This is a genomic window from Olivibacter sp. SA151 (assembly GCF_054130995.1).
Genome location: NZ_CP096391.1, coordinates 627781 through 650176 on the forward strand (window position 1 = coordinate 627781; position 22396 = coordinate 650176).

The 22396-nt window shown below is 43.8% G+C and carries 21 protein-coding genes; 6 read left to right on the top strand and 15 right to left on the bottom strand.

Annotated features, from left to right (window positions below; all coding sequences use genetic code 11):
* Window positions 1-28 precede the first annotated feature (28 nt).
* Window positions 29-391, bottom strand: coding sequence for an EthD domain-containing protein (locus M1D52_RS02520; RefSeq protein ID WP_149105011.1), 363 nt, complete (start codon window positions 389-391; stop codon window positions 29-31).
* Window positions 392-513: 122 nt separating this feature from the next.
* Between M1D52_RS02520 and M1D52_RS02525 the strand changes: the two genes are divergently transcribed.
* Window positions 514-885, top strand: coding sequence for a winged helix-turn-helix transcriptional regulator (locus M1D52_RS02525; RefSeq protein WP_437393838.1), 372 nt, complete (start codon window positions 514-516; stop codon window positions 883-885).
* A 604-nt stretch (window positions 886-1489) separates the two neighbouring features.
* Here the strand turns inward: M1D52_RS02525 and M1D52_RS02530 are convergent.
* A complete protein-coding gene (locus M1D52_RS02530; RefSeq protein ID WP_437393837.1) occupies window positions 1490-1981 on the bottom strand; it encodes a cupin domain-containing protein in 492 nt (163 codons plus the stop codon).
* A 283-nt stretch (window positions 1982-2264) separates the two neighbouring features.
* Between M1D52_RS02530 and M1D52_RS02535 the strand changes: the two genes are divergently transcribed.
* The gene (locus M1D52_RS02535) at window positions 2265-3002 is read left to right on the top strand and encodes an AraC family transcriptional regulator (protein WP_437393836.1); all 738 of its coding nucleotides are present in this window, start codon (window positions 2265-2267) and stop codon (window positions 3000-3002) included.
* A 150-nt stretch (window positions 3003-3152) separates the two neighbouring features.
* Entirely contained in the window at window positions 3153-4097 is a 945-nt protein-coding gene (locus tag M1D52_RS02540; protein WP_437393835.1) for an NADP-dependent oxidoreductase, read from the top strand.
* Window positions 4098-4195: 98 nt separating this feature from the next.
* Here M1D52_RS02540 and M1D52_RS02545 read toward each other — a convergent pair whose 3' ends face one another.
* The 5 genes from M1D52_RS02545 to M1D52_RS02565 form a co-directional block, all read right to left on the bottom strand.
* Window positions 4196-5365 (bottom strand): ATP-binding protein, encoded by a 1170-nt coding sequence (locus M1D52_RS02545; protein WP_437393834.1) that lies wholly within the window; start codon window positions 5363-5365, stop codon window positions 4196-4198.
* Between the two features lie 99 nt (window positions 5366-5464).
* Window positions 5465-5917: a YciI family protein gene (locus tag M1D52_RS02550; protein ID WP_437393833.1), complete on the bottom strand. Its 453-nt coding sequence runs from the start codon at window positions 5915-5917 to the stop codon at window positions 5465-5467.
* A 60-nt stretch (window positions 5918-5977) separates the two neighbouring features.
* Complete coding sequence (locus tag M1D52_RS02555; protein WP_013664150.1) at window positions 5978-6748, bottom strand: helix-turn-helix domain-containing protein; 771 nt, start codon at window positions 6746-6748, stop codon at window positions 5978-5980.
* 403 nt (window positions 6749-7151) lie between these two features.
* Window positions 7152-9413, bottom strand: coding sequence for a hypothetical protein (locus M1D52_RS02560; protein ID WP_437393832.1), 2262 nt, complete (start codon window positions 9411-9413; stop codon window positions 7152-7154).
* Window positions 9414-9500: 87 nt separating this feature from the next.
* Window positions 9501-11882: an ABC transporter permease gene (locus M1D52_RS02565; protein WP_437393831.1), complete on the bottom strand. Its 2382-nt coding sequence runs from the start codon at window positions 11880-11882 to the stop codon at window positions 9501-9503.
* Window positions 11883-12206: 324 nt separating this feature from the next.
* On the opposite strand from M1D52_RS02565, the gene M1D52_RS02570 reads away from it, so the two are divergent.
* Entirely contained in the window at window positions 12207-13202 is a 996-nt protein-coding gene (locus M1D52_RS02570; RefSeq protein ID WP_437393830.1) for a nucleoside hydrolase, read from the top strand.
* A gap of 125 nt (window positions 13203-13327) precedes the next feature.
* A complete protein-coding gene (locus tag M1D52_RS02575; RefSeq protein WP_437393829.1) occupies window positions 13328-15007 on the top strand; it encodes an arylsulfatase in 1680 nt (559 codons plus the stop codon).
* 50 nt (window positions 15008-15057) lie between these two features.
* Here M1D52_RS02575 and M1D52_RS02580 read toward each other — a convergent pair whose 3' ends face one another.
* The 4 genes from M1D52_RS02580 to M1D52_RS02595 all read right to left on the bottom strand — a co-directional run bounded on the left by M1D52_RS02580 (window position 15058) and on the right by M1D52_RS02595 (window position 18714).
* A complete protein-coding gene (locus M1D52_RS02580) occupies window positions 15058-15744 on the bottom strand; it encodes a hypothetical protein (protein WP_130855048.1) in 687 nt (228 codons plus the stop codon).
* A 150-nt stretch (window positions 15745-15894) separates the two neighbouring features.
* The gene (locus M1D52_RS02585; protein WP_437393828.1) at window positions 15895-16317 is read right to left on the bottom strand and encodes a RidA family protein; all 423 of its coding nucleotides are present in this window, start codon (window positions 16315-16317) and stop codon (window positions 15895-15897) included.
* Window positions 16318-16341: 24 nt separating this feature from the next.
* Window positions 16342-17718, bottom strand: a complete 1377-nt coding sequence (locus tag M1D52_RS02590; protein WP_437393827.1) for a M20/M25/M40 family metallo-hydrolase — start codon at window positions 17716-17718, stop codon at window positions 16342-16344.
* An 18-nt stretch (window positions 17719-17736) separates the two neighbouring features.
* The gene (locus M1D52_RS02595) at window positions 17737-18714 is read right to left on the bottom strand and encodes an MBL fold metallo-hydrolase (protein ID WP_437393826.1); all 978 of its coding nucleotides are present in this window, start codon (window positions 18712-18714) and stop codon (window positions 17737-17739) included.
* Window positions 18715-18890: 176 nt separating this feature from the next.
* Between M1D52_RS02595 and M1D52_RS02600 the strand changes: the two genes are divergently transcribed.
* Complete coding sequence (locus tag M1D52_RS02600; protein WP_013664135.1) at window positions 18891-19235, top strand: winged helix-turn-helix transcriptional regulator; 345 nt, start codon at window positions 18891-18893, stop codon at window positions 19233-19235.
* Window positions 19236-19247: 12 nt separating this feature from the next.
* Here M1D52_RS02600 and M1D52_RS02605 read toward each other — a convergent pair whose 3' ends face one another.
* From M1D52_RS02605 to M1D52_RS02620, 4 genes are all read right to left on the bottom strand, one after another.
* Window positions 19248-20411 carry an FAD-dependent oxidoreductase gene (locus tag M1D52_RS02605; protein WP_437393825.1) on the bottom strand — a complete coding sequence of 388 codons (1164 nt, stop codon included), beginning with the start codon at window positions 20409-20411 and terminating at the stop codon, window positions 19248-19250.
* A 24-nt stretch (window positions 20412-20435) separates the two neighbouring features.
* On the bottom strand, window positions 20436-21191 hold the full coding sequence (locus tag M1D52_RS02610) for a helix-turn-helix domain-containing protein (protein WP_437393824.1): 756 nt from the start codon (window positions 21189-21191) through the stop codon (window positions 20436-20438).
* 114 nt (window positions 21192-21305) lie between these two features.
* Window positions 21306-21830 (bottom strand): DUF2911 domain-containing protein, encoded by a 525-nt coding sequence (locus M1D52_RS02615; RefSeq protein WP_437393823.1) that lies wholly within the window; start codon window positions 21828-21830, stop codon window positions 21306-21308.
* A gap of 86 nt (window positions 21831-21916) precedes the next feature.
* Entirely contained in the window at window positions 21917-22276 is a 360-nt protein-coding gene (locus tag M1D52_RS02620) for a bleomycin resistance protein (RefSeq protein ID WP_289554383.1), read from the bottom strand.
* Window positions 22277-22396: the final 120 nt, after the last annotated feature.

Genomic DNA, 22396 nt, shown 5'->3' on the forward strand with positions numbered 1-22396 from the left:
AAGTGGCCAAGTCAGTATAATTATCACCTTAGCTGATAATGGTCTTTTCATCGAGGACAACCATTTTTGCGTCAGTCAGATCAAGAAAGTTGAGCTCGTCTGGCTGCACTTTTTGTTTATAATTTTCACTGGTAAAAAAATTATCGAAATCTGCTAGGCTATCGAAGTAAATGTCGGTAACGGCGTCATAGGACAGAACGTTTGAAGGTTCTGTTAATTTTGGGTGACTGGCCTCGATGGCTACCGGATGGGAAATGACGTATTTTTTTACGTATTGTTTGGCCTCTGGGATGGAGCTAAACAAAGGAGCATGCTTATTCCGATGGTAATCTATAAAATCTTCTCTGCTCATTCCTGCCGCTCTGCGGACTAAAAAAGTGAATTTTAACATATTAAATAATTAAGTTTATACAAAAGTAAGTAGGTCCTAAGAGAGCGGCAATGACGCACTATTTTATGCGTATCTTTCAAGGAAGGATTTAATAAGTAAATTTGCTATACAAATAGATTTATATGTATCAGAAGAAAAGTCCGTTAAATCTGGAATGTGGATTGCATTTTTTTAAAGAAATCCTGAGCGGAAAGTGGAAGATGATGCTTGTCCATTATATTTCTCAAGGATTTAAACGCCCAAGTGAGCTCCAACGCGTGATTCCAAAAGCAGACAGACGGGTAATGAATAAGCAATTGCAAGAATTGGTGTTGCATGGTTTTCTTACAAAGAAGATATATGATAACAAGATCAGTAAGGTGGAATATAAGCTTACGTCACTTGGAGAAAATTTATTACCGCTCATTTATACTATAGAAAGGTGGGGACAGCAAAATCAACTGGAACTTGAAAAGGCTATAAAAAGGGATCCAAAATTCAAGTATGTTGTTTGATGTTGTATCAACTTGACGATTTCCCCAAGTTCTTTTTAATATGCTTTTACTAAAGCTGTTTTGTTGTCAGGGACTTTTATTTCCAGCGCTTCCATATATACAGAAATACGAGAATAGCTCTTTTTTTGCAAATGCAACGGGCTGAATTCTAAAGATTAAAACAAACACGACCTCATGAGATGAAGCCTTAATTTCATCTACTTTCTTTCCCCGCGAAAGAAAGATAGCAAAGAAAGCTCTGGCTGGCTCACTCCCTTGCAATTCGTTGCCGCTTGTCCATTCGCAAAAGGAGACACGCCCGGCAATGGCTATGGCTTCGTTTGTCTTTTGCTTTATGACGTTAGCTTCGCGTGAAAATATGTTTAGGGACAAGCTAGGCTGCCGATTGCTTCGTCCGCAAGCCTAGGCCATTTCGGATGATCAACGTTGGTGCAAACGGGGCTCCGACGGGTGGGGCAAGATGGCTTTATAGGATGAGACGTTAATAAATAAGTTGAGAAGATGTGAAAATGTTCCGTACGTTGTTGTTTAAAATAAATCAGGATGAGTACCTGTATGGACCAATTCTAATAGACTAATTCTAAAGATTAATTTTGTAACTACTTTAATCGAGATACCCTTTGGGATAGGTCTTTTGACCAAATTGCTTGTCGATTTGTGCCATCAGTTCCCGACGTTCGTCTGTAAGTTCCGGAATGGGGGCAAATTCACCGCTACCCACCGGAACACCGACTAGTTCGAAAACTTTTTCCAAACCGGCGGGCATGACGGTACAAAGTAGCTTGGCCACAGTGCTGGAGGTATTCGTAAAACAATGAATAGCTCCTCCAAGTGGGATGGTTATAAAGCCTCCGGCACCCACTATGGATTTCCCCTGTTCCGTCTGAAATTCAACTTCTCCTTCCAATACATAAAAGGTTTCGTGTGTATCGGGATGCGAATGGGGCGGAGGTCCGCCTCCGGGTGGGACAATCATCTCAATGACTGCATATTTATTATCCGTTTTATCTCCGGGTACAATGATGCGGTAATTGCCACCTGCTACTCCTAAAATTTGTCCCTTGTCTTTTTCGATAATCTCGATGCCTGATTTCATATAGTGCTAATTTAAATGCCTATGTCTCCGTCAGCCTAAACACTTACAGCCGGCTTTTCTGCAAGATACTTAACCTCATACTGTTCTGAAGAATTTACTTCCCGTATTCTTCTTAGGATTCTTTTTTCGTAACTTAACTTTTTAAAAAGATATAAAAAGAAACCGAAATTAGGGGTAAATGTTTTAGGGTGGATTGATTGAAAATGAACCGGCTATAACCTTGGAACCGTAGTGGAAAAATTTGTAACTTCCGTGCAGTTGACATCAACACAAAGGAAGTGATATGAAAAGACAGAACCATAATCCGTTCCTTCTTGCCCTGAAAGCCCGCAACCTATCGGTTGAAATTCATCATCATGCCGCGTATCAAATCGTTTTATCGGATGATACGCCGTTTAATTCAACGATCGGCGGAATACATTATGAACAAATTCACGGTTTTTTGATAAAACCTCATGTTTCGCATTTCTGCGTTGCAGAAAAAGGAACATTGAGTGTATTAAATATTGAGGCCTACTCAAACATTGGTTTAGAACTGGCACGTAGGTTGAAGGAAGGTCGGGATTATATTGTTTTCGACTCACTAGCGGAAACAAATCTGTTCTTTCAAACACCTAAAGAAAGTTTGGACGTTAATAAAGTGGTAGATGCCTTGCTCGCGACCTTACCTAATGCCAAATATGATGAAAGGGTCATAAAAATCATAGAATACATCAAGGTTAATTATTTTGAGCAGAACATAACGCCACAGACATTTTCCGATATGGTCTTCCTTTCCCCGTCGCGTTTGGCTTCGTTATTCAAAGCACAAACCGGTAGCAGCTTATCCAAGTATTTGTTATGGACACGGTTACGCGAAGCGATTTATCTTATTCTTTCTGATAAAGCAAGAAGTCTTACGGATATTGCATATGACACCGGCTTTTATGACCTCCCACAATTTAATAAGTATATGTACGAAATGTTCGGAATGCCACCTAAAGCGCTAAAGCATAATAGCGATTTGATTGCAATTTACTGATTTTACTGCATCGCTCTTGTTTCCCGCCCTGCTCTCCTCCTTACTGATAAAAATATTGTCGCCTTGGTCAAAACAGTGATCTGATACAAGTTTGGCGATGCGCTTGTTCGCAACTTTGTGATATCATTTTTAAACAATAAAAATAATATCATGAAAGCAATAGTGTATAAAAAATTCGGAACTACAGACGTTCTGCAAACTGTCGAACAACCCAGACCTACTATTAATGCGGATCAGGTATTGGTGAAAGTGAAAGCTTTTTCTATCAATCCTATGGATTGGAAAATTAGAAAAGGAGAAATGACTTTGATGTCCGGCTCGAAATTTCCAAAGTACGCAGGTGCTGATTTTGCCGGTATTGTTGAAGAGATTGGATCTTCTGTTGTCGGCATAAAAAAAGGGGATGAAGTTTTTGGGGTGGTTAAAAACATGATGAAAGAAGGTGTGTCAGTTGAATACGTTGCCGTTACCTCTTCGTTAGTCTGGAAAAAGCCTGCTGATATTGACTTTCAGCAAGCGGCTTCTATTCCCGTGGTTGGGACTGCGGCTGCTACCGCAATTGAAAAAATGGGTAACATCCATGCTCAGACAACGATTTTGGTAAACGGCGCTACCGGTGGCTTCGGCATGTTTTTACTTCAATTATTAAAACAACACAGTGCCAACGTAACAGCCGTTACCGGCACACAAGGTGTAGCGTTCGCAAAAAGCTGGGGAGCGAATTCGGTGATAGATTACACGAAGGAAGATATCTTTTCTCATAAAGCAGCTTTTGACATCGTTATTGATTTATCAGGCAAAATGGGATACAAAAAGGCCAAAGAAATAATGAAAGCTAAAGCCCTTTTTCTTAACCCTACACCAAAGGCAATTGAAATTCCGGCCTCGATTTTCAAAAACCTGTTTACGACCAAAAAGCATCTGGTAATACTCTCAAGGCCGTCCACAAAATACACGGGTGTGCTGCTAAATGCATTACGGAACGGGCTTAAGATTGAGGTCAGTAAAGTGTTTCCATTTGCCCGTTATAAAGAAGCTTATCAGTACGCTGAACAAGGCGGTTATATTGGAAAGGTTGCCATAGAAATAGACTAAAAAGCGGCAATCTATAACGGATAGCGATAAATCTATTTGTCAACGGAAAACAGCGATCTGATATATCTGTGCACTTGTATCGCTGCACCTTTGTATCGTTAATACGTCATTCCAAGTTGCCAAAGCGGAATGGTGTTTAAAAATCCGGATTCGATATCGTCTTTTACAACATAACCGTTTTTAACACCTTGTAGCTGTTTTTGACTTTTTGTTTTTCCTCCGATTTCGAAGACCATATCACCGATCTGAAAGTCACCCACGGTTGAAGCTATGACTTCATGTTTGACCCGTAGTTGATTAAAAAAAAACGTTTCCCGAATATTCCCAATGTTCGGGGAGCTTTCAGCTAAACTATAAATGAGATTGGTATTATCCAGGTATATTTTATCAACCTTACCTAAGCCTCTTATCCCCCCGGTGTCGTCCCGCAATTGGGCAATCATTCCTGCTTCTTCTATATATAGGCAATAATCAGCGATATTGTTTCTGCTTGCAGAGAGCATAGTTGCAATGTTGGAAAAATTGGGTTTGAAAGGAACGCTCTTGGCGATGATGGCTAAAAGCTGTTTCATTTTCCGTCCGGTTGCCACGTTCATATCAGCAAACAAAGGAATATCAGATTCTAACGTTTGATTGATTATCTGTTGCAACCGTATGTCAAAATCGCCTTCTAATGCAAATGGGTAATATCCTCTTCTTAAGTACTGAGCAAAGAATTTGAGCGGATGTTTCAAGTTCGGTATTTTTACCTGATGCGCCAGAATATCATCCAAAGAGTATACATCCGAGGATATTTGATGAAAGAGTTGTAAATATTCCCTAAATGATAGCCCCTGCATATGGTGCATAACAGCTCTACGACTTAAATCGGAAGCACCCTTGTTAATGTCCAATACGGAAGATCCGGTGAAGATAACTTGCAATTCGGCATAATAGTCATAAATTAACTTGAGCTCTTTTGACCAGTTTTTATATTTATGAATTTCGTCTATAAAAAGGTGTTTTCCCCCCTGTTTGACGAAGGCGTCGGCTAAGTCTATTAACTTGTGATCGGCAAAATAAAAGTCCTCAGCGGTAACATAAAGTGCTTCTGCCGGATTCAAATTTTTCTTGATGTATTGTAGGATGAGCGTAGTCTTACCGACGCCTCGCGGTCCGGTAAGGCCGATCATTCGGCTTTCCCAATTTATTTCTGCATAGGTATAGCGAAGAAAGCTTGTATCAATAGCCTGTAAAAGCTTATGAAAATATTCCAATAATTTCTCCATAGCAGTTAATTTTCACAAAGATAGCTATTTTGCACTGTAATAGTGCAAATTTCAGTAAAAAATGCACTGTGAGAGTGCAAAATAGCACGCTTATGGATTTTATCCTGCCGGTTGAATGGGTTTAGGGATTTCCCGTACTTCTACCGTTCCGCCATATAACAAAACCGGGACGGATTTGGCGAGCTCCAGGGCTTGCTCTATACTTGCAGCACGTAGTACAACCTGGCTTACAACACGAAGATTGCCGGAAAGCACGCTTTCTTTTTTTACGGTTTCCCCTCCGGTACCTGATACAGTGTAGCTTTCTCCGGGAAAAGCAAAGCTGAGCACATATATGCCTGCTGCTTTCCATTGCTCTATCAAATTGTTCCATTGCACACCTGCCGATTTAACCTGCGCTTCACTATAGGTTTCGGGTACACGTACTAATAAACTGAATTGTTTCATTTCCTGGTGTTTTGCGGTTAACGTCAATGCTTGGGCTGACTGATTGAAAGTTCTGTAACTTATCAATGTCAGGCCTGCAAAGACGGCTAATAGACATAGTTTCATATACTTTTTTTATGCAAAGATGGCGCGTTGTAAAAAGCAATCCTTGTAAAAAATCATTGATTACCAAAAAGAAGGTGATTTGAAAAAATCAGTGGGTGTTTGCCCGGTAAATAGCTTGAAATCCCGGTTGAAATGGGGTTGATCGTAATAACCGTTTTCAAAGACCAGGTCAAGAAGCGATGCCGGATTAGGTTGATGAACAATAGCGTTCATTTTTATAATCTGCGAAAATTGTTTAGGGGAAGCTCCTGTTACTTTTCTAAACCGCTTTTCGAAGGCGTCTTGGCTGATGCATAAAGCCGCAGCAAGCTCCTTTATTCGGATATTTCCCCTTGTTGAATGGATTTTATGGATCGCCTCTGTTACCAATAGATCGGGAGTACGGTTAATCAGTATGGAGATTAAAAATTCCTCCATGCAGGCGATTCTCAATTGGTTGTTGCTCATTTCGGCTAGGCGCTCTTCCACAAGTGCTAGCGTGGCGGGTGGTATATAATGGTCTAAGGGAACGGTCTGCTCAAATAAGTCGTAAAGCGGTTGTCTGAAAAAGGCGGACAAGCCCTGTTCACTGAATGAGACAATAAGGGTGCCTGAGTTTTTCTTATAATGGATAAACCGAACGGACTTTCGCAATCCTGACAAGGCGATGTTTGGTAATTCGACGGAGCGGTCGTTGTTAATATATGATATTTGGCCGCTAAGACGAAAAGCTAAAGCAAATGAGGCATTAGGTACCACTTGGTTGGTTGTATCGTACTGGCTTTCAATGATTTTATAATCTTTTATAAATGGCTTTAATTGCGCCGTAGGTATGTACGTTGTGATTTTCATTATAGTGGTAGCCTGCGTCCGTTTTCGAATTCTATGATAAATATAGTGAATAGAAGGGAATTTACTCATTTCACAAACTCCTCACCGAATTGGCGGTTGCCGTTTTAATGGCTTGGAAGCCAACTGTGAAAAGAGTAATAATCTTTGGCACTGGGGTAGTGTAAATGGAAGAGCTGGCAGACGTTATCGCTTTTGATGTTGATCATAGCGTGTTTTATGATTGTTTTTTATCGTTTCATTTATGTCAAGACAGGCACAAACTTTGAAAATACATAAGATTAATTTTGAATTTACATGAACTAAACTTTGAAATTACACGGAATAAATTTTGAATTTGCATAATTGATGCTGGTTTCTGAACAACCGCCTGTTGATCCGATAAACTAGATGAACGGGTGAAGGTTTATTGCGATACAGAAAGATAGAACGCTGACTTACCGAGAGCACCACTTTCGTCGATCCCTTCAACCATGCCAAAAAAAAGACTATTAATATCTGACGAAAAGAACTCAAGCTTGGCATCACCGTTTTTATCGGTAATTATATCGGGTTTCCATAGCAGTGTATTCCGATAATCGCCGAGTGTATCTTCAGGATAGTCATAAATCGGTTCATAGAAAGTTTTATGAGGATAAAACCCTTTAGATTTTGTAATACCGAACATCTTTAAGAGCTCTTCCTCCGTGTGTTTTGGATAATGGTAAACGATCCGGGTGGTATTGGATGCATTAAATGCGAAAGGATGGGAGGTGGGGGCGTTCGGACCGGTCCAGACGATATAGGTTTTGCCTTCAACGGGTAATTCTTCGCCATCACCGGCCGGGCAGTTTAGCCATCCGCCGTGTGCCCGATCGGTATTGTTTTGATATTTTGCCAAGCTATCGAGATGGCCGATGTACTTATCACGAAAAACGGACTCTTTTTTTTCGGTAATTACCACTTCTTCTAGTTTTATACCTCCCCGGCTCAGACTGGTGATCTGAGGATCATCCTTGCTTTTGTCGATCATCGGCTTCTCCATGAACGGATATACGGCTTTTCGCCAAGGTTTCAGCGCTCGTAAGCTTATAAAGGGATCTATAACCTTGACGGTATAATCTTCCTTTTTGCCAAAATGCTTGATATAAATCGGATTGCTTACGTGCATTTCTTCCGGAGATAGGATGAAATTTCCCCGCTCGTCTACTGTTATTAATCGGCTGTCGCGTTGTGCAGCATCAAAAATCATGAGTGCCTGTTGCTTATTTATTCCCTTATTCGTACGGAGAAGTTGGCCCTTAATACTATCTGATAATAAAGGGAATTTACTTTTTTGCCTTGCAGCCAATGCTTGTTCGTTCCATTGATACGAGCGCCATCCTTGTGTAAGCAGTAAAAGGTCTAAGGCTTTATATCGGTTGGTGTTCAAGGTATCGAAATAGTATTTAGGGTTATGCACCTTTCCCCGTAAGCTGTTGGCTAAAAGATAATGCGTCTGTATATCTTTTGCATCAGTGGGGTTGTGGTAAAGCTGATCGTAAATGACGGCGCCAAGGTGTGCCATTACAGGTTTGTGGTTCGGATCTGTGGTATGAATATGGAGGGTCACTTTTTCTTTCCTACCGACGCGTTCTTTAGAGAGCCTTGTTTGAATGACAAGTTGCCGGTTCAGTTTAAGATAAATTAAGCGCTCGGCCAGCGGCCGTAAATGACGATCAAAAAGGGTTGCCTCGGAAATTCCTGCAGGTGCATCTGCCAGGGGCAGTTTCAATACTAAACTGTCTTTTACTTCGCCGGCAGCGGCTATGGATGGTAGCCCCCTGGTTTGTACACGGAAGTAAAAGGGCTGTATAACCGGTTCTTTATTGTAGATGATGAAAAACAGGCTGTCGTCGCGATTTTCCAGCAATCGGAAGGTAAGGCCTTTTTCTTGGATCGGTGGCAGCTGGTATACGCTATCAGCAAAAGGTGCGGCAAGATGTACCGCATATTGCTTGCCACGTTGAGGACGAAATAGAAAACTGCCCATACCGTCATGTATACTGCTGATTGCGGCAATTGGCTTATCGTTTTCAAATAACGTTCCGGATACGTTGCAGGGTAGCCCATTGGCGGTAAGGGCTTTGAAAGCGACGCTGTTGATCACATCGGCTAAGAGCTGTCCACCCTCGGGAAATAGGTGGAACTGAATGATCTGCTGCGTATCCACTTTTTGGGTTCTACGGCCGCGTCGTTTTATTAGGGTGTCTACATTGCCGACAATTTCAATTTTCCGTACATCGAAAAATTCGGGGTTGCTTTTATCGAATGAGTGAGCGGAATAGGCACACAGCCAGTAGCTTCCATTCGGTAGGGAATTGTCGAGATAAATTTGCCCCGATGCAGTTCCTTTTTTGATGGGATATAATTCTTCCCAAACCAGGCTGTCATTGCTGCTTCGCACCAGTTGTATGTAAAGTGTTTGATCGATAGCCGTGAGTAGCTGCTGCTGTCGATCTACCGCATAGGCTTTAAACCATAGGTCTTCTGCGGATTCATAGATGTCTTTACTGGTGCGTAGGTAGATAGCAGTTTGCTGTTGCCCTGCGGAGAGGCATTTTAAGCGTTGAGCTAAGGAGTCTAGCATGGTTCTTCCTTCTTGCGCCCGGGTACCAAGAGCAATCAGCAGCTGGAAAAAAAATAGCAAACAAAAGGTTTTTACGCGCATCTGGCTTATTTGACGCCCCGTAGCTTGAATATACTAAGGGGCGCTCAGTAAATATAATGAAATCCCTTACTCATTTCGCAAACTCGTCACCGGATTGGCGGTTGCTGCTTTAATTGCTTGGAAACCCACTGTGAAAAGCGTGATAATGAGCGCCAGTACGGCAGCGGCGATAAACACGAGCCAGCTGATCTCTACCCGATAGTCATAATTACTAAGCCATTGGCCAAGATAGTACCAAGCCACGGGCACCGCGATGATGCAGGAAATGGTAACCAACAGTACAAACTCTTTTGAAAGCAGGCGCAGTAAATTTGCGACGCTGGCACCTAATACTTTTCGGATGCCGATCTCTTTGGTCCGTTGCTCTGCCACAAAGCTGGCCATGCCGAACAGTCCGAGGCAAGAAATGAAGATGGCAAGTACAGCGAAATAAGAAGATAACTTGCCGATGCGTTCTTCTGTTTTGAACTTGTCGCCAAAAGCTTCATCGACAAATGAATACTCAAAGGGAACATCATCCACGTATTTCTTCCAAATATTTTCAATGGTGCTGATGGATTGACTGGGGTTCTGTTTTGGATTTAACCTTAAAACAATGTTTACCATTGCGTCGTACGTGTCGAGGTGATAAAAGGTTGGCCGCACAGGGAAGAAAGGCGATTCTTGCAAGATGTCGTCAACTACGCCTATAACGGTAAAGCGGTCGTCGCCTTGCCGAATCGTTTTTCCTACGGGATCTTCAAGGCCCATAAATCGGGCGGCCGATTCGTTGATGATAAAGGCCGATGAATCGGTAGCCATATCTCGTGAAAAATCCCTCCCCGCTTTTATCTTCCATTGTATGGTTTTGCCAAAGTCGTATGATACGGAGTTATTCGGGAAGTCGGTAGCTAGATCGGGGTCTTTGCCTTCCCACTCAAAGCCGCCATTGCTGTTCCATACCCCCGTAACAGGAACGGCTCCGGCCATCTCTTCAATGGCACCGGAATTCTTTAATTCGGTCCGGAATGCCTCGAAATGTTTCCGCAGCTCGTTTTGGAAGGACAAGTTTACTAAGCCGTTTTTGGTGTAACCAACGGGCCGGGCTTTGGCATGCTGAATTTGTTGGTAGACGATTATGGTGCCAATAATGAGCATGACGGATACCGTGAATTGGATAACGACCAACACCCTGCGGGGAACCGATGCAAAACGGCCGACTTTGAAGGTTCCCTTCAACACTTTCAGCGGCTGGAAGGAGGATAGGTAGAAAGCCGGATAGCTGCCGGCCAGTAGGCCGGTAATAAAAACAAAAACCAAGCTTGCCGTCCAGAATATGGGATTGAGCCAGGGGAGGCCGATTTTTTTGCCCGCGACTTCATTGAAGGCCGGTAAAAATAACACGACCAACAGCAGCGATAAAACAAAAGCAATCAGCACGGTGATATACGACTCGGCGAAGAACCTTCCAATGAGCTGCCAACGATGGGAACCAACAGTTTTGCGGATGCCTACTTCCTTCGCCTGTTTTTCGCTCCGCGCAGTAGCGAGGTTCATAAAATTAATGCAAGCTAATATCAATACAAAGCCGCCAATAAGGCCAAACAGTCGTACATAACGGATACCTCCACCGGTATTTACTCCGTTACGGAACTCATTATATAAATTCCATTTGGACATAGGCTGTAGGAAAACTACCCACTCGGCTTTTTGATCCTCGTCTCTTACATTATCCATTTTCACGTTTTTGATTTTTGAAGAGATGCTTTCCATATCTCCTTTCTCGGTAATCTGCACGAAAGTTTGACTGAAGTTGCTGCTCCAGGGCTGTTCCATTTGGCTGGCCCAGGGGTTTTGGATCAGCCATAAAGACCAGGGTAGGATAACTTTCACATTGGCAAAGGAGCTGTTGCTGGGGAGATCGTCGTATACGCCGGTTACTTTTACTTGTTGGCTGCGATCTAGGGTTATGGTTTTGCCCATGGGATCTTCATCGCCAAATAGGGCTTCTGCAGTCGAGGCTGAGAGCAGAATGGAATGCGGATCGTGCAGGCCCGCCCGGCTTCCTTTCAGCATGTGGAGGCTCAGCATGTCGGGGGCATCTTTTTCAAAGTAGATACCTTCTTGGTTGATACGTTTATCACCGATGGAGAGCAGCGGATTGAAATTCCAGGACGCCTGTACTACATATTTAAAATCGCTTCCGTATTTAGCCCGTAATTCCGGGCCCATCAAAGCAGGATTGGCAGTTTGGGTACCTATTTTGCCGTTAAAGTTGGCGTGCTGCATCACCTGCGCGATGCGATCATAATTCTTATGATAGGTATTGAATGTCAGTTCATCATATACCCATAACCCAATCAACATCACGACGGCCATACCCACTGCGAGGCCACCAATGTTAATGGCGCTGTATCCTTTGCTTTTTGCTAAGTTGCGCCAAGCGGTTTTGAGATAATTTTTGATCATCGCGTTTATATTTTGAAACAGCGTATTGGTTTTTTGCCAGTATGCTGCTCAAAATACATCAGCAACTACGCCAAAAGTATAACTTATTGATTATGTTGTTGTTAATTGAAGGTATGCTTGAGTAAGTGTTCGATTTTGAACAGGTGCTGTTCGTATCCGGACGAATCGCTAATGTTGTTAGGTTAGTTGAAAGTATTTGATGAAAATAACGATTATTTTGAGCCCAATATGGATAGAAGCCTATAGGAGGGCGGATAGTGGCGGATTTTTTGTTTCGGTATAAAGATTAAAAGGATTTTTTATATTTTTAAAACAAACAAAATTATGAAAAAGGCCATTTATATGTTCGCCGCATGGGTGATGCTAAGTAGTATGCAGATGCAAGCACAAGAGCGAACGAGCAAAATTCCAAAACTGATCTTTGATACGGATATGGGGCCGGATTACGATGATGTGGGCGCTATTGCAATCTTACATCATTTGGCAGCGAAGGGCGAGTGCGAAATATTGGCGACCGTTGCCAGTGATAGCCATGTATCGATAGCACCGACTATTGAATTGTTTAATCGGTATTTTAAAAGGCCGGATATCCCGGTTGGGATGGCCACTGCAGATGCACCGGCAATTGAAGCGGGTAATCACTGGAACGATTCGCTGATCAAGCGCTTTGATCCGTCTTTGCAAGGAAAGCGTTATCCTTCGGCTATTGAAGTATACAGAAAAGTATTGGCCGGTCAGCAGGATCATAGTGTAACGATTGTTACCGTCGGCTTTCTGTCGAACCTGAATGCGCTGTTGCAATCGAAACCTGATCAGTTTTCGCCACTTAACGGCGTGGAGCTGGTGAAACAAAAGGTAAAAAAGCTGGTTGCCATGGCCGGTGGCTTCCCGCAAGGTGCTGAGTTTAATGTAATGAAAGATGCATCAGCTTCTTATGAGGTTTTTAGGCACTGGCCAAGTCCGATATTGTTCAGCGGCTTTGAAATCGGTAAAGAGCTCTTTACCGGCGGTCGTGTAGCGCAGGAAAGCACCGAGGAGAATCCGGTGGCCTGGGCCTATGCTTATAATCTCCGGACCTACGCCAAGGAAGGCGAAAAAAGCAGACCCTCCTGGGATCAAACAGCGGTGTTGTGTGCGATACGGAATCCGGAAGACTACTTCTATGTAAATGGTCCGGGGCAGTTTGTGGTTGACGAAAAAGGTAATAATGTTTGGAACCCCAACGGAAAGGCCGAGCATTATTTCCTTTCGCATAAATATCCCTATAATGAGATGGCGAAAAAGATTGAAGATTTGATGATGCCACTCGTATCGCATTGACTATCTATGGCATGCTGCAAAGAGGGCAGATGCTGACGAGCTGCTTTGAAGTGATGCGCCTACGAAAGGATGGAAATTCCAATCTTGTAGCATGAAAGTATTAATTAAATTAAGTGAGTCACATCATGTTATTACGAAAACAAAAAAGGCACGGGCTAGTAATAAGTATTCTCTTTGCAGCAAGCTGTATCCTGTCTTCCGGCTATATCGAAACCCCTTCCAACAAATCAAATAAACCGAATATTATCCTGATCATGTCGGACGATATGGGTTATTCTGATCTGGGGTGTTATGGTGGCGAAATACAAACTCCGCATTTAGATAGTTTGGCGGCTTCGGGTTTACGTTTTACCCAATTTTATAATGCTGCACGCTGCTGCCCCTCACGGGCATCGCTCATGACGGGCTTGTACCCTCATCAGGCTGCCATTGGCCATATGACGAATCCGAGCGAACATTTTACACAGCATGACTATCATGTGCCCGGCTATCGGGGTGAGCTGAGCCCACAAACGCATACCTTAGCTGAGGTGTTGAAAACTGCCGGCTATACCACGCTGATGACCGGTAAGTGGCACCTTGGTATGGAGCGAAAGGAGCAATGGCCTTTGCAGCGCGGTTTTGATCACTATTATGGTATTTTAGATGGTGCTAGTAATTACTTCCAGCCGGTGCAGCCTCGAGGCATTACGCTTGATAATGATACACTGAAGGTTGATGATCCGAACTTCTATACAACTGATGCCTTTACCGACCATGCGATTCAGTTTATTGATCAGAGCAAACAACAAGATGGTGAACGTCCTTTTTTCTTATACCTTGCTTACACAGCACCCCATTGGCCTTTGCAGGCGCCAAAGGAGGTGATTGATAAATATCGTAATCGGTATCATGAAGGCTGGGGCAAGTTACGACAAGAACGTTATCATCACATGATTAAGATGGGCTTGCTCGATGCCGGCTGGTCGTTGGGCAAACAAGATGTTCCGGATTGGGAGACGCTGCCGAAGGAAAAGCAAGACGAAATGGCCTTAAGACGTGCTATTTATGCGGCTCAAGTTGACCGCATGGATAAAAATATAGGCAAGTTGATTGCGTATTTAAAAAGGAATAACCTCTACGATAATACCCTTATTATTTTTATTAATGACAATGGCGCCTGCGCCGAAGGAGGGGATGTAGGTGGTGGAAAAAAAGAAAACCTCGAGACTAAAATCGGCTATTTCCTGACTTACGGGAAAGGATGGGCCAATGCGTCCAATACGCCATATCGTGAATATAAACATTGGGTGCATGAGGGTGGGATATCTTCGCCGCTGATTGCACATTGGCCCTCAAAGATCCCTCGAAAGCTAAATGGTTCGCTTATTCAGCATTATGGATTTTTACCGGACATCATGGCCACCTTCGTAGATATATCGGGTGCTAACTATGCACCTGAAAAGAATGGGAAGACCGTGCCTGCTATGGCGGGAAAGAGTCTGCTGCCGCTATTGCGAGGTGTTAATAAGCCGATACACGATCAGCCTATTTTTTGGGAACATGAGGGAAATAAGGCCGTTCGTCTGGGCGAGTTTAAAGCCGTTATGAAATGGCAGGATGCAAATGGAAAAGAACAGCGTTGGGAGCTTTACAATATTCGAAAAGATCGCACGGAGCAGCATGATCTGGCTCCTGAAATGCCAGAACTGGTAAAATCCTTAACAGATGCGTGGCAACAATGGGCTGATAGCCACCAGGTTTTGCCGTGGGCACAGATGCTAGACAGCTTGCATGCTAATGAGCAACGGATTAAAAAGCTGTAACAAAGCTCTTATCCTTAAATTAGCTGGCGTTATTTCTTCCGGAACTGCCATTAATAAGGCGCGTAGATACCGGTAACCACAGATAACAGTTTACCTTCTTCAAAATAGAGATGAACACGCTTTTGTTTGCCATCGGCTTCGCTATGGGCAAAATACCATTGGGGTGATCGAGCCATAGCCGGGTCAAAATCTTTGTTGGTATTTTTGGAGAACAGGGAAATGCGCTGGAATTTACGCGCGTACTGGTTGATACTGCTAAGTGCTAATAATTGCGGATAGACGCGGCTAACTTCCATACCCACGTTAACACGCATGGGCGAAAAATTGTTGTTGGGCCAGCTGTTAAGCTGCTTGCCATCATTGGTATAAATGGACTTGATGCGGTCGTCTTCAAAATAAAGCTGTACGCCGGTGCCGGTGCCCTTTTCTTCATCAAAGAGTAAGGCATTGTATAAGCCGATTTTTCCGGCTATGTCTTCCATTTTATGATAGATGTTGGATACTACTTGCACGTTGGGGGTATGGCTTTGCAAGCGTTGCTGTACGACCTGATAGGCCTCGGTAGCATTGGCGCCAATGGTAAAGCCTTCTACGAGGCCGCTGCTAATGCTGTCTTTAGCGATTTCTCTCCATTGTTGGGGCTCTACAATGATGGGGTTTTCAGTTTCTTCTTTCTCGCAACCGATAACGAATAAGATACCGAGAAACAGGGCGCAGGCTAGGTGTATTTTTTTCATGACCTTGATTTAGGGGTTTATAAAGAAAACGGGAAGAAGATGGAAAGCGCTACAAGTGAGCCGGCGCGAATTGACATAGGATATCAAACGGAAAGTATTGAATACTTTCCGGAAGCGTAGGTAGATGGAGTAAAAAAAGGTTTATGAAGACTACAACCTTGCCATGGCACTTATTTCAATGTGTGCGTTTCTGGCAAGTTCTTGTACGGCTACACAAGTCCGCACCGGGTAGGGTGTTTTGAAATGAGCAGTATATAGCCGATTGAAGGTGTTGAAGTGAGTCATGCTGCTCAAATAAACCGTTACGCTGAAAATCTTTTCTTTACTGCTGTTGGCCGTGCTTAGCACCTGATCTAAATTGCCAAATAGCTGGAGCACTTCTTGTTCGAATGTTGACGGGATGCGGCCTGCCGCGTCTAAGCCTAATAGGCCGGATGTATAGACGACTCCTTGCTGCACCACGTAATCGCTATAGGGCTTTAGCACTTTGTCTGTTTTTGTTTGTGCACTTAGTTGCAAGCATATGACGCTGTAACATAGCGCTAAACAGGTTGTTAAGACGTTAGTTTTCATGGAGATAAATCATTTTATTGTTTTTTACAAACCGTACTCGCTTATCAGGAAGGCCATCACGGTCATGGCCACCGCTCCTAAGGTCACTTCCCTGTAATTGAGCTTATCAAGGGTGTCTAATTCGCTATGGTGAATGTCAAACAGCCGATGCGATTCACAATCTAAACTCAGTAATACCTTGGATAAATCTTTCATGGCGACAATGTCTACGCCTCTATGCTTCGGAAGGATACGTCCCATGCCATATTGGGATAAAAGCGAACTATAAGCCGTGATCTGATCCACGGCTTGTGGGTCGCCATCAATACGAAATCCAACCGGTTGAAAGCCGCCGGCGTCAGACTCGATGGATGCAAGGTGTTTCTCCTCATTTTCTCTTGCCGCAGACGCATATTTACTGCCGCCATGGGCACCGGATTCCTCGTTCATATAGAAGATAAAGCGAATGCTTCGTTTGGGTTTGGACGCTAAGGTTTTAAATAAGCGCAGCGCCTCGATGGTCTGTACAATACCCGTGGCATCGTCGCTGGCACCTTCGCCTACGTCCCACGAATCAATATGTGCACCGATGGTGATGAATTCATCCGGGAATTCGGCCCCGGTTATTTCGGCAATGACATTGTTCGAAACAATCTCGGGCAAGGTGCTGCAGTGCATCTCTAAAGAGAATCGGAGCGTGGGATTCTCTTTAAGCTTTTGGCTCAGCAGGTCGGCGCTGCGTGTGCCGAGTGCGGCAGCCGGGATTTTGCTGATTCCATTCGCATACTGCATGGCGCCGGTATGTGGATAATCATCCTTGGCAAGTGTTAGTGAACGCACTAAGGCGCCTACAGCCCCTTTTTTGGCAGCTTCAATGGCGCCTATGGAGCGCTGATCAACAGCTTCTAGGTAGGCTTCAAATGGATCGATTTTAGTGGGATCCATAGCGCGGTTGTAGAAAACAAATTTGCCTTTTACTTTATCGGCCGGTAAGGCCGACAATTCCGCCCATGATTTTACCTCCACAACTTCGGCACGCAAGGTGCCCTTGGTGGCCACCGATCCACCAAGGGCGAGTACCTGCATTTGTTGCAAGTTATGACCGGCCGTTTGGATGAAAGCCTTCTCTTTTGGGCCTCTTTTCCATACCGGAATGTTAACGGCTTGTAAATAGACGCTGTCGGGCCTTAATGCTTCCAGCTGCATCTTGATCCAGTGCACGGCTGCTTCTGCCTGTGGCGAGCCGGAAATCCGGTGGCCGATCTGTTTGGTTAAATCGTGCAGATGGGCCGGTATAGGCGCATTTGTTAGCGACTCATTGAAAAAATGTGCAATCGTTGCTTTTTTGTCTTCGTGCGTCGTTTGGGCTGAAAGGTTCTTGAAAAGAAGAAAAACAGCGGCAACGCAAATCCAATACTTCATGTGTCTCATTTTTTTGTTTTACTGTCCCTTGCCTGTTGGGTCAATTGTATAGTTGATGGGATACCAGCGATAACCATTTCCTTCCTTTTTGATATGGCCAATACCCGGATAGGAGAGGTGGTCTGCCGCAATCCAGTATTTATGTTGAGCGGCATCGGCAAAAGCCTTTTTACGTGTCATTGCAGCCTGCTCTGGATTGATGTCGTAAACAATTCTTACGTCAGGATTGGGGAATTGTACGGCGGCAGAATGCAATAGATCACCCCAGAACATGATTTTTTCATTTTTGCTGATTAGCTGATAAAAGGTATGCCCCGGCGTATGTCCTTGAGCAGCTACAGGCGTCAGACCTGGAAACAGTTCTTTCCCAAACTCAAAGGTTTTGACCTTTCCCGCGTTCAAATAGGGCAGGATTCTTTCCCGTGCTTGCTCGAAATATACTTTCTTATCGGCCGGAGCGTTTTTATAACTTTCCTCGCCTAACCAAAAGTCCAGTTCGGGTTTGCTGACATATACCGTCGCATTGGGAAAAACCATTTTGTCGCCATCCATCAGTCCACCGGTATGATCGGTATGGATATGCGTCACCAGAATCACATCAATTTGCTTCGGATCATAACCTGCTTTCAAAAGGTTGCGCGGTAGAAAGCCTAAAGACGGTCCGTAATAATCGGCCGTTCCGGCATCTACCATCATCAGTTTGTTATCTAATTTAAATAAATAGGCGTTTACAGACGCTTCGTTTTCGTCGGTTTGAAAGTTCTCAGCAGTAAGGTGGTCAATTTCTTCATCGGTAGTATTTATCAACAGGTCTTTAAGAACTTGATTGACACTGCCATCTGAGAGTGCAGTGATTTTAACGTCGCCCAATACCATTTCGTAGCTACTGGGCTGCTTTAAGTAAGGGGATCTTTGTTGTGCGGGCAGCTCGGCATGAATGCCTACAAAGAGGCTGAATAAGGTGCCGAATAGGAGTTTTGAACGTGTAATCTTCATTGTTAATGCTGTTTAAATTAAAAAGTTGAATTCTGCGCGCAAGAATTAGAATGCAAATCTAGGGTCGTAGGATCTGATAAACAAGTACGTACTTGATTGTAGCATAGGTACAAAAAAGTACCTATGGCTATAAAATAACAAATTGTTTTACCTTTGTATATAAATACCAACAGGCTATGTACGAACGTAAGATTCCAAAAAATATAGATTGTGGCGTGGCAGCAACCATGGATATTATAGGTGGGAAGTGGAAGCCCTGCCTTATTTTTAACATCATGAACGGAAACAGGCGGCCCAGCCAATTGCAACGACTCAATCCGCTGGCCACCAGAAAAGTGCTCAACCAGCAATTAAAAGAGCTGGAAGAGCGTGGTGTTATCAGACGGGTAGTATATCCTGAATTGCCGCCGAAGGTGGAATATTTTCTAACGGATTTTGGAGAATCATTGATTCCGGTAATAAAGGTGATAGACCAATGGGGCACTGAATTATTACAAAACCAACCGGTTGAAGCACTTTGATGCTTTTTCTAGTTACCTGTGCCCGCTAAAGAAAGCTAACATTTTTTCCAATGCATGCTCGGAATGCATCGTCTCACCATTTTCGAGCGACTCCCGAGCGGCTTTTGAGGCTCGTTTGCGCATACTCGCTTCGTAAAACGAGAGGGCTGCTTGCAGGGTGCTGAATTTGCCGGATGTTAAGCATTCGCTCAGCTCCAGGGCATCACGCATGGCCATGTTAACCCCTTCACCGGCAAATGGCGGCATCACGTGTGCGGCATCGCCCAGCATGGTAAGGTTGGTTTTGGTTTCCCAGTGCTGGTTTAAAGGCATGCAATAGATAGGCCGCGGAATGAAAGGGGGCACAGCATTTTCGAAGAGTTCATTCCAAATAGCACTCCATCCGGGATATTCCTTTTTAAACCAATCCAGCATCCGGCTCGTATCGTTATAATCCAAACCACAATTTTGCGGCCATAGCTCATCGGCTTTGAAGCTGGCGTAAAAACCCAGGTCGCCATTGCCTTTTTGACCGCCCAATATACACTTACCGTTGCCGAAAGCCATTACTTTGCCGCCATTGAATAAGGCTGCCATAGCAGGCGTTGTTTCTTTTGCCTTGTGTATATTGCCTTCTAGCATGACAATGCCTGAATAGAAAGGTTTGATCTCGGTGATGTAAGGGCGAATTTTTGAATTGGCGCCGTCGGCAGCAATCACAATATCGGCATAAACGGAGATCCCATTTTTGAAATGTAGCCGCCAGCCTTCGCCTTCCGTCTCCATGGAAATAAAATGGCTATTCCACACAACCGTTTCGGGTTTTAACGATGTGAGCAATAGATTTCTTAGCGGGCCGCGGTCTATCTCCGGACGGAAATAATCCGCACCGAAATTCTCTTCGGGTTTGGCGTCGTGATCGCTAAAGAGGATTTCGGCATGGGCATTGGTGATGACCTTTTTATCTGCCCCGCGAAGGAAATTCTTTTTAAACGCATCCAATAACTCTGCTTTACGCAAAGCCGCCAATCCGGCGTCTTCATGCAAGTCGAGCGGTGCGCCCTGTACGCGGGCATTTTTGTCGAAATCTCTTTCATATACGTTTACATTGGCGCCTTTTAGCTGTAGTAGCCGAGCTAAAGTGAGCCCGCCGGGGCCACCGCCAACAATAGCAATTTGCTTGTTATTCAGTTCCATACCATTGTATTTAATGGAACAAAATTATTGCTGTTTTAAAACGGATAATAGTACAAATCGGTCGTTTTGGTTTTTGGACAGTTCTTTGGGAACTACGCCGGCGAATTTTTTAATCTCTTTGATAAAATGGTTTTGGTCTGTAAAGTTGAGCTCGGGAAATAGCTTGCCCTGTGCAATATGTGCTAGGGAGGTCCTGAAACGAAGGATGTTGCAATAGGCTTTTAGCGGAAGGCCGAATTGATGTTGGAAATACCGATTGATTTGCCGACTGCTCCAGCCTACGTTCTCTGAAAGTTCTTTAACGCTCATTTCTCCCTTGGTGGCGTAGATTAGCTCGAAGAGCTTTTGTTTTCTTGCGTCAATTTTCTCGGGAAGAAATGCTCGAAGGGTTTGAGATGCTTTTTTATAAAAGGTGTCAAAATCTTTGAAGTCACCTGCATTAAAATGCCAAAAATCAGGGGGTAGATCTTGGGCACTGTTCAAAAAATCGGCGATGGGCTTCTGTAAGATATATTCAACGGCTAAGGGTTTAAAGCTGATAACGAACGTGCGCATTTGGGGAGGAACGCTTCTTTGTTCAGGAAAGGTTTCCAAACCCATCAACATCACCCGAAAAGGGGCGGATGCCGTTTGTGTGAAAAATAAATCGACCCGTCCGTCGGGTAATACAACCACTTCTTTTGGCTGCCGGGCCGGATTATGAAAGAAGCCAATACTTTCTACGAAATCGGCAAGGGACTCTTCCGGATCCACAAATTTGTAATGAAAGTGCTGATCCACTGTTCCGTTTTGATTGCTAGTGCTCCACGCCGGTAGAATTTGCAATATAACGTGGCAGGTACGCCTATGTTTAAAAAATAGAAAGAAGCTGGTTTAAACAGCTTCTTTGCTATACTATTTTATTTTTACCGGAACCTTTACTTTCTCCCATATCAGGGCGATTCCGTCACTGTTGACTTCATACGTCAGGGCCTCCGTCATGGTATTGCTTACCGGTTTAACATTAATGGTTAATACATCATTGGCACGATCTAAGTTGGCCTCGCCACCCTTTTTGGTGCCGGGTTGCCCAGTCTGTGAGTTGAAAATGATCGTCCATGATGATTTGCCCGGGATGGCAAATAAGCTGTAGCTTCCGGCGGGTAGTTTTTTGCCTTCTACTTTTAGGTCCTTATCGGTTGTAAAAACCGTAGCGGCATTAGCCCCTGCGCGCCAGATTTTGTCATAGGGCACCAGTTCTCCCCATATGGTTCTCCCCTTAACACTTGGGCTGCTGTACTGTATGGATACGGTTGCACCGCCGATTTTACCTTCCGCGCTTTTTTTAGGACTTTGAGCGCAGGCAATTAAGCTGACATTAGTCAGAATGAAAAGGATAGCGAATATTCGCTGAACACCTGAATGGATACTAGATTTCATGAAAATATTTTTTATGTATGATACTAATATAGGATTAATTTTTATTTAAGCTAATGGTGGTGTCTAATGATTATATAAAGGGCTTGCTAGGATGAGCTTTGTCCAAATGTTAGCAGATTATTATCGGGATCCAGCAATGAAAATTCTTTCTGTCCCCAGGGCTTGGTTTGCAAGGGTGCTAGGGGATGTATACTTACTTTATTGGCCAGAAGAGATTCGTATAATTCTTCAATATTGTCTGTTCGGATATAAACCTGTCCGTAATTCGTTTTAGGATCCAGTTCTTCAAACAAAAAGAAATGAATTTGTATATGATCCTTCTCAATCATTAAATAATCAGGATAGTCGGCACTGCCGAATTCCTCGAAACCGAGTTCCTTAAGGTAATAATCTTTTGTCGCGGCTTTGTTCCGCATCGGCAACTTGGGGTTTATATCCGTTAGCATAATGGTAGTTTTTTGCGTCCGTTGATACATCGGGTTTATACCTGCAAGATACGATAACTTGCCTCGATAAACAAAGTAAAAGCGTACAACTTAAAGCTTATAACTTATAACCTATCTCAG

Bases quoted from the DNA above. Each gene is read 5' to 3' on its own strand.
- M1D52_RS02520 (WP_149105011.1), bottom strand. From the start codon at position 391: ATGTTAAAATTCACTTTTTTAGTCCGCAGAGCGGCAGGAATGAGCAGA.
- M1D52_RS02525 (WP_437393838.1), top strand. From the start codon at position 514: ATGTATCAGAAGAAAAGTCCGTTAAATCTGGAATGTGGATTGCATTTT.
- M1D52_RS02530 (WP_437393837.1), bottom strand. From the start codon at position 1,981: ATGAAATCAGGCATCGAGATTATCGAAAAAGACAAGGGACAAATTTTA.
- M1D52_RS02535 (WP_437393836.1), top strand. From the start codon at position 2,265: ATGAAAAGACAGAACCATAATCCGTTCCTTCTTGCCCTGAAAGCCCGC.
- M1D52_RS02540 (WP_437393835.1), top strand. From the start codon at position 3,153: ATGAAAGCAATAGTGTATAAAAAATTCGGAACTACAGACGTTCTGCAA.
- M1D52_RS02545 (WP_437393834.1), bottom strand. From the start codon at position 5,365: ATGGAGAAATTATTGGAATATTTTCATAAGCTTTTACAGGCTATTGAT.
- M1D52_RS02550 (WP_437393833.1), bottom strand. From the start codon at position 5,917: ATGAAACTATGTCTATTAGCCGTCTTTGCAGGCCTGACATTGATAAGT.
- M1D52_RS02555 (WP_013664150.1), bottom strand. From the start codon at position 6,748: ATGAAAATCACAACGTACATACCTACGGCGCAATTAAAGCCATTTATA.
- M1D52_RS02565 (WP_437393831.1), bottom strand. From the start codon at position 11,882: ATGATCAAAAATTATCTCAAAACCGCTTGGCGCAACTTAGCAAAAAGC.
- M1D52_RS02570 (WP_437393830.1), top strand. From the start codon at position 12,207: ATGAAAAAGGCCATTTATATGTTCGCCGCATGGGTGATGCTAAGTAGT.
- M1D52_RS02575 (WP_437393829.1), top strand. From the start codon at position 13,328: ATGTTATTACGAAAACAAAAAAGGCACGGGCTAGTAATAAGTATTCTC.
- M1D52_RS02580 (WP_130855048.1), bottom strand. From the start codon at position 15,744: ATGAAAAAAATACACCTAGCCTGCGCCCTGTTTCTCGGTATCTTATTC.
- M1D52_RS02585 (WP_437393828.1), bottom strand. From the start codon at position 16,317: ATGAAAACTAACGTCTTAACAACCTGTTTAGCGCTATGTTACAGCGTC.
- M1D52_RS02590 (WP_437393827.1), bottom strand. From the start codon at position 17,718: ATGAAGTATTGGATTTGCGTTGCCGCTGTTTTTCTTCTTTTCAAGAAC.
- M1D52_RS02595 (WP_437393826.1), bottom strand. From the start codon at position 18,714: ATGAAGATTACACGTTCAAAACTCCTATTCGGCACCTTATTCAGCCTC.
- M1D52_RS02600 (WP_013664135.1), top strand. From the start codon at position 18,891: ATGTACGAACGTAAGATTCCAAAAAATATAGATTGTGGCGTGGCAGCA.
- M1D52_RS02605 (WP_437393825.1), bottom strand. From the start codon at position 20,411: ATGGAACTGAATAACAAGCAAATTGCTATTGTTGGCGGTGGCCCCGGC.
- M1D52_RS02615 (WP_437393823.1), bottom strand. From the start codon at position 21,830: ATGAAATCTAGTATCCATTCAGGTGTTCAGCGAATATTCGCTATCCTT.
- M1D52_RS02620 (WP_289554383.1), bottom strand. From the start codon at position 22,276: ATGCTAACGGATATAAACCCCAAGTTGCCGATGCGGAACAAAGCCGCG.